The sequence below is a fragment of the Bartonella sp. TS82HLJMH genome, from assembly GCF_042193495.1.
In the GTDB taxonomy this organism is placed as follows: domain Bacteria; phylum Pseudomonadota; class Alphaproteobacteria; order Rhizobiales; family Rhizobiaceae; genus Bartonella; species Bartonella grahamii.
In genome coordinates, this window is the sequence record NZ_JBHILU010000105.1 from 327 (window position 1) to 576 (window position 250).

The 250-nt window shown below is 39.6% G+C and carries 1 protein-coding gene; it reads left to right on the plus strand.

Going from position 1 to position 250, the window contains the following annotated elements; genetic code table 11:
- Positions 1 to 250: hypothetical protein (locus ACFIKO_RS09495; protein ID WP_375673932.1), on the plus strand; the 250-nt coding region annotated here is incomplete at both ends.

Genomic DNA, 250 nt, shown 5'->3' on the forward strand with positions numbered 1-250 from the left:
CAGCAAGTTCTAAATTTTATTGATCCCAATTTGCCTGTGCTCCAATTTCCTGCATGGGATTGTTTACCTTATGACCGTGTATCACCTGGAATTTCTATCACAGCACGTCGATTATCAGCTTTGGTCCATATGGCAAATTTACGTCAGAATCCACATGATGCGATTATCTTAACCACAGCAAATGCAATTATGCAAAAATTGCCACCACGTAAAATGATTGAATCTCAGGTTATTCATGTACGTGTTGGCC